The organism is Nonlabens dokdonensis (genome assembly GCF_002162835.1).
In the GTDB taxonomy this organism is placed as follows: Bacteria; Bacteroidota; Bacteroidia; order Flavobacteriales; family Flavobacteriaceae; genus Nonlabens; species Nonlabens dokdonensis_B.
In genome coordinates this window covers 1-5,917 of sequence record NZ_MAAX01000174.1, presented here as the reverse complement: position 1 = coordinate 5,917, position 5,917 = coordinate 1, and the positions used below count along the sequence as shown (strand labels likewise).

The following is a 5,917-nucleotide window of genomic DNA, read 5'->3' as shown; positions in this document are numbered from 1 at the left end:
AATTATGGTTCATCAAGATTTATTGTATCACAGTATCAATGCAGCGATTGCGGCAGGTGATGCGATCTTAGAAGTCTATCATCAAGATGAGATAGAAACAGAGTCCAAAGCCGATGAATCACCACTCACTAAGGCAGATCTTGCTTCTAATGCTATTTTAATAGAACAGCTGGAACTCACTGGCATTCCTATCATCAGTGAAGAAATTAAAAATGTTCCTTTCAAAAAGCGTAAGAATTGGGAAGAGTGCTGGATCATCGATCCGTTAGATGGCACTAAGGAGTTTATTAATAAAAATGGCGAGTTTACAGTTAATATAGCTTTACTAAGCGATGGAAAATTGCAACTAGGTATTATTTACGTGCCGGTTACAGGAGATTTATATTTCACTGCTGTAGACATGACTGCCGCTTACAAGTACACTCATAAAGGAGAACTTCTAGAGTTTGATGACTTAATGGCTGCTGCTGAACAGTTAGTACCTAAGAAGAATGACAAGGTGCTCAAAGTTGTGGGAAGCAAGTCGCATATGAATGAAGAAACCGTTGCTTTTATTGATAACCTAAAGAAAGAAACAGATCGATCTATTGAGGTAGAGAGTATAGGTAGTTCCTTAAAATTTTGTCTAGTAGCGTCAGGTATTTGTGAGATATACCCACGTTTTGGACCTACAATGGAATGGGACACCGCTGCAGGGCAGGCCATTTGTGAAGCTGCTGGACTTCAGGTAGTAGATGCAAATAGTCATCTAGCTTTGCAGTACAATAAGGAAGATTTGTATAATCCGCATTTTATAGTGAAGTAATATGGAAGTTTCTAAGAAAAGGCATATTGCCAAAACGATTACCTGGCGTATTATCGCTAGTGTTACCACTTTTATTCTGGCTTATGTTTTCTTTAAAGAAGATCCAGAAGCAATTTCTAAAGCTAGTGGAGTAGCTATAGCGGAATCCCTTATAAAAATGTTGCTGTATTATTTTCATGAACGTTTCTGGTATAAAAGTAACTTTGGATTAAAGGGAAGAAAATCAGACCATGGAAGATAATATTTTTGCTTACGATTATGAAGAGGTAAAAGAGTTACGCAGTTCTGTAAAAGGGCATCAACCTTTAGTGGTTTGGCTCACTGGACTGTCTGGATCTGGTAAATCTACTATTGCAAAAGCGCTAGAAATACAGTTGATTAACGATGGTTTTCATACGTCTACTTTAGATGGTGATAATTTAAGAACAGGATTAAATAGTGGTTTAGGCTTTAGTAAAGAAGATCGAGAAGAAAATTTAAGAAGAGTTGCAGAGGTAGCTAAGCTTATGATAGATGCTGGTCTTATAGTTATTGCTGCTTTTGTATCGCCATTAAAGGAGAATAGAGAATTAGTGAAAAATACCGTAGGAGCAAGCCGTTTTATGGAGGTTTTTATCGACACGCCACTAGAAATATGTGAAAAGCGTGATGTTAAAGGATTGTACCAGCTTGCTAGAGAAGGAAAAATTAAAGACTTTACAGGGATTAATGCTCCGTATGAAAAACCAGAAGGGCCAGATTTTCATATAGAAACTAGTATTTTTACCGTTGAAAAATCTGTAGCGATTTTATCCAAAGAAATACGTTCAAAAATCAACTAATGAATAAGTTTTATCTCGATTATTTAGAAGAATTAGAGTCTGAAGCAATGTACGTGATCAGAGAAGTCTGGGCGCAATTTGAGAAGCCGGTGATTTTATTTAGCGGTGGTAAAGACAGTATTGTAGTTACTCATTTAGCACAAAAAGCCTTTTATCCAGCTCGGATTCCTTTTAAATTAATGCATGTAGATACAGGACATAATTTTCCAGAAACTATTGCCTTTAGAGATGCAATTGCCAAAGAAAAGAATGTAGAAATGATCGTAGCTAGCGTACAAGAGTCTATCGATACTGGCCGTGTTCAAGAAGAGAAAGGTAAGAATGCCACGAGAAATGCTTTACAAACTACAACCTTATTAGATGCTATTGAAAAGCACGGAATAGATTGTGCGATAGGTGGAGCGCGTAGAGATGAGGAGAAAGCTAGAGCAAAAGAACGTTTCTTTTCTCATAGAGATGACTTTGGGCAATGGGATCCTAAAAATCAACGTCCAGAGCTGTGGAATATATTAAATGGTCATCATTACCAAGGAGAGCACTTTAGAGCATTCCCTATTTCTAACTGGACTGAAATGGATGTCTGGAATTACATCAACAGAGAACAAATCAAGATTCCTAATTTATATCTAGCTCATGAGAGAAAGGTGGTATGGATGAATGATGCCTGGATTCCTTATTCAGAATATTTATCTCATGTAGATCCTAATGATGTAGTTACAAAAAAGATCAGGTTCAGAACTTTAGGAGATATCACAATTACAGGTGGAATGGAGTCTGATGCAGATACTATTGATAAAATTATCTTAGAAGTTGCGGCATTAAAACAAACAGAACGCGGTAACCGTAGTGACGATAAACGATCTGAAACTGCAATGGAAGACCGAAAAAAACAAGGTTACTTTTAGTTTTAAGATATTAGGTATTAGGAATGAGGAATGAGGAACGTGGTATGAGGGATGAGGGATGAGGTGCTGTAAATAGGAAAATGAAGTCAGGAGTTTTTTAAGGCTGGACTAATTGAAGAATAAGAAAGAAATGAATATAGATGACAACCAATTATTAAGATTCACTACTGCAGGTAGTGTGGATGATGGTAAAAGCACATTGATAGGTAGATTGCTGTACGATTCAAAATCTATTTTTCAAGATCAAATCAATGCTGTAGAAAACTCTAGCAAGCAAAAAGGACTGGATTCTATTGATCTAGCCATGTTTACTGATGGTTTACGAGACGAGCGAGAGCAAGGTATCACCATAGATGTTGCCTACCGCTATTTTACAACACCTAAAAGAAAATTTATCATTGCAGACACTCCAGGTCATATTCAATACACGAGAAATATGGTTACTGGTGCTTCTACTGCAAACGTAGCTTTGATTCTTATAGACGCTCGTCATGGCGTTATAGAACAAACAAGAAGGCATGCTTTTATTGCTAGTTTATTGAATATACCTCATATTATTGTTTGTGTGAACAAAATGGACTTAGTTGGTTATGATGAGCAAGTTTATAATAAGATCGTGAAAGACTTTGAAGAGTTTTCTTCTAAAATGCTTACTAGAGATATTACTTTTATACCTATGAGTGCTTTGCATGGTGATAATGTGGTACATAGATCTGAACATATGAAATGGTATCCTGCAGCACCGTTACTTTATACCCTAGAAACACTTCATATAAGCAGTGATTTAAATAAGTTGGATTTAAGATTTCCTGTTCAAACGGTGCTAAGACCACAGCTTCAAGGATTTGAAGATTACCGAGGTTATGCCGGTAGATTAAGCAGTGGAGTAGTACGAGTAGGTGATGAAATCACTGCGTTACCATCTGGATTTACTTCTAAGATAGCTAGTATAAACGTAGGTGAACAAGAGGTTAAAGAGGCTTTTGCTCCTATGAGTGTTGCGATTACTTTAGAAGATGATATTGATATTGCTAGAGGTGATATGATTGTACGTTCTAACAACCAGCCGGAGTTGTCTCAGGAATTTGATGTTATGGTGTGCTGGCTTAATGAAAAACCTTCTCAGCCTCGTAAAAAGTATAAAATCATGCATGCTAATAACGAGCAAGTATGTATGATCAGACAAAAGGTTTACAAACTAGATATTGAAACTTTAAAGAGAGAAGAAACTACAGAAGAGTTTCATATGAATGAAATAGGTCGCATCACTCTTAAAATAAGTAAGGCTTTAATGATTGATACCTATCGTGAGAATAGAATCACGGGAAGTGTTATTCTAGTGGACGAGCAAACACATGAGACTGTTGCTGCTGGAATGATTGTGTAAGTTGTTGTTAGTGTTCTCGCTTTCGCGAAAGCGGAATATAACTTCAAAGCTATAAAAGTAACTGAGTTACCACCACAACATGTGGAAAAGTCTTAACCAGTAGGTTTGTGATAATCTAACCTGTAATAGAGTTCTTCTAAGGTAATCTCTAGATGAGCTGCAAATTCTTTAAGAGTAACTTTACCGTTAGCTCTTATATGATCTGCTTTTGCCGCTTTTAAATTTCGATAGGCAGTTGATGGAGAACAATCTAGAAGTCGCTCCACATCTTTTGCGTTAATGAATAACGGCGCTTTTCTTAGGTTTCTCTTGTGTTCGGTTTCTGTATTTGATGCTTTCATAATTTGTATTTGTTTATGTGGCGTTTGATTAGATTTTACTTCTTTTACTCTGTTTTCTTGTATGCAACTCTCATACACTATGCATACACTATCTATTAAGTATCTATTAAGTAGCTATTAAGTATTTCGTTTAATCATTTTTAATTGGTTTAATTCTTTTCAATAAACTAATTTAACTACTCGTAATGAGTGATATACAAATTTATGTGCGATTTAAGGTATAGTCAAAACATTAACATTTGCATTTTTCACAAGTTTTCAACTTGAATTATGGAATTAAAATTTAATTATAAACAACTCATTTTAAAAAAATTAAGTTTTCATCGATGATTTTTTAATTTGATCGATAATCAACTCTCTTTGTAAGCTATACTTAGCTTTAAGGTGTTTTTTGTGACCGGATGTACGTGAATACTTTAGAGAGTTATGCACTTTTGAGTAAGTAATATTTTACCATAAATTTTAATTGAGTAACTTTTAAATGGGTTTTGTAGATATTGTCGTTTTCATTGATACCGATCATTTTTCGCATTTTTTACTCATAAATGGTATTTTTTGGGTCATTTATATACATTTATTCGAATTTGGTCATTTTTCCCTTTGCAACTTTTTAGCCCTATTAGTTTTGGTCCATATTAATTTTTAAATTTTTTGGTCATGGCTAAAAATAGCGGATTATTAAAGATTGAAGGAACTCTAGGAGAGTTGACCTTCTACAAGTCAAAAGATGGTTTTCTTGTGAGAACCAAAGGTGGAATTTCTAAATCTAGGATCGAGAGTGATCCTGCCTTTTCTCGTACACGAGAGAATGGTCGAGAATTTGGGCAAATTACTCGTAGCGGCAAGGTTATGCGAGATGCGATACGGCCCTTGTTACTGCAAGCAAAGGATAGTAGGGTAACCTCACGTCTTGTAAAAGTTATGGCAGCAGTTAAAAATGCTGATGCTGTTTCGGCTCGCGGCTCGCGTACTGTTTCTCAAGGTTTGTCAACTGCGGAAGGTAAAGCGTTTTTAAAAGGCTTTGACTTTAACAATCGTACCGCTTTGAGTAGTATCTTGTTTGCTCCGATGGCAATAGATAGTACCACAGGAGCAATTGCCTTTACTGATTTTAGACCCAGTCAGGCCATTGTTGCTCCTACCGGAAGTACCCACGTAAGTTTATTAAGCGCTATTGCTGACATAGATTTTGAGACAGAAGCTTCTGAATTATATGTGAGCGACTTGAAGACTCTTGAAGTGCGCGATGCGACAGGGCAGAGTTTTGATTTGGTTCCCTCTAATGTGCCCAGCGGTACTGGTACGCGTTTTGTGTTTTTCTTGATGAGTTTTAGTCAAGAAGTCAATGGTACTTTGTATGATATGAGAAATGGGGCTTTTAATGTACTTAACGTGGTTGAGGTGTTGTAAATTAGATTTTTTTAACGATTTTAAAAAACCGATAGGCTGTAATGGTGTATCGGTTTTTTTGTGGTAGTTGTAAGCTTTTGGCTCTTTTCATTTTTTGCTTGATCAAAAAACGAAACAAAAAAATCAAGACTTAAGAACCTTGCTCTAAAAATTTTATTTGCTGCGGCGCAAAAAGAAGGTTTATTGGTATCATTATTTTTTATGCTCTTATCTAGCTATTAGTTTTTAATTGATAATTGATAATACAA

Annotated in this window: 7 protein-coding genes; 6 read left to right on the top strand and 1 reads right to left on the bottom strand. The window is 35.9% G+C overall.

Going from position 1 to position 5,917, the window contains the following annotated elements; genetic code table 11:
• From cysQ to A9Q93_RS11230, 5 genes are all read left to right on the top strand, one after another.
• Positions 1-805, top strand: an 805-nt coding sequence (gene cysQ, locus A9Q93_RS11250; RefSeq protein ID WP_369674707.1) for a 3'(2'),5'-bisphosphate nucleotidase CysQ, incomplete at its 5' end; no start/stop codon positions are given.
• Position 806: 1 nt separating this feature from the next.
• Entirely contained in the window at positions 807-1,046 is a 240-nt protein-coding gene (locus A9Q93_RS11245) for a DUF2061 domain-containing protein (RefSeq protein WP_303687502.1), read from the top strand.
• On the top strand, positions 1,036-1,626 hold the full coding sequence (gene cysC, locus A9Q93_RS11240) for an adenylyl-sulfate kinase (RefSeq protein WP_303687501.1): 591 nt from the start codon (positions 1,036-1,038) through the stop codon (positions 1,624-1,626). Before A9Q93_RS11245 ends, cysC begins: the two co-directional genes overlap by 11 nt.
• A complete protein-coding gene (cysD, locus tag A9Q93_RS11235) occupies positions 1,626-2,531 on the top strand; it encodes a sulfate adenylyltransferase subunit CysD (protein WP_303687500.1) in 906 nt (301 codons plus the stop codon). The genes cysC and cysD overlap by 1 nt, the downstream gene beginning before the upstream one ends.
• 130 nt (positions 2,532-2,661) lie before the next feature.
• Positions 2,662-3,918 carry a sulfate adenylyltransferase subunit 1 gene (locus A9Q93_RS11230; RefSeq protein ID WP_303687503.1) on the top strand — a complete coding sequence of 419 codons (1,257 nt, stop codon included), beginning with the start codon at positions 2,662-2,664 and terminating at the stop codon, positions 3,916-3,918.
• 92 nt (positions 3,919-4,010) lie between these two features.
• Here A9Q93_RS11230 and A9Q93_RS11225 read toward each other — a convergent pair whose 3' ends face one another.
• Positions 4,011-4,259 carry a hypothetical protein gene (locus A9Q93_RS11225; RefSeq protein WP_303687499.1) on the bottom strand — a complete coding sequence of 83 codons (249 nt, stop codon included), beginning with the start codon at positions 4,257-4,259 and terminating at the stop codon, positions 4,011-4,013.
• A 657-nt stretch (positions 4,260-4,916) separates the two neighbouring features.
• On the opposite strand from A9Q93_RS11225, the gene A9Q93_RS11220 reads away from it, so the two are divergent.
• Positions 4,917-5,669: a hypothetical protein gene (locus A9Q93_RS11220; protein ID WP_303687498.1), complete on the top strand. Its 753-nt coding sequence runs from the start codon at positions 4,917-4,919 to the stop codon at positions 5,667-5,669.
• The last annotated feature ends 248 nt before the right edge of the window (positions 5,670-5,917 follow it).

What these genes read in the sequence shown, in the direction of transcription:
- A9Q93_RS11245 (WP_303687502.1), top strand. Translation starts at nt 807, where the DNA reads ATGGAAGTTTCTAAGAAAAGGCATATTGCCAAAACGATTACCTGGCGT.
- cysC (WP_303687501.1), top strand. Translation starts at nt 1,036, where the DNA reads ATGGAAGATAATATTTTTGCTTACGATTATGAAGAGGTAAAAGAGTTA.
- cysD (WP_303687500.1), top strand. Translation starts at nt 1,626, where the DNA reads ATGAATAAGTTTTATCTCGATTATTTAGAAGAATTAGAGTCTGAAGCA.
- A9Q93_RS11230 (WP_303687503.1), top strand. Translation starts at nt 2,662, where the DNA reads ATGAATATAGATGACAACCAATTATTAAGATTCACTACTGCAGGTAGT.
- A9Q93_RS11225 (WP_303687499.1), bottom strand. Translation starts at nt 4,259, where the DNA reads ATGAAAGCATCAAATACAGAAACCGAACACAAGAGAAACCTAAGAAAA.
- A9Q93_RS11220 (WP_303687498.1), top strand. Translation starts at nt 4,917, where the DNA reads ATGGCTAAAAATAGCGGATTATTAAAGATTGAAGGAACTCTAGGAGAG.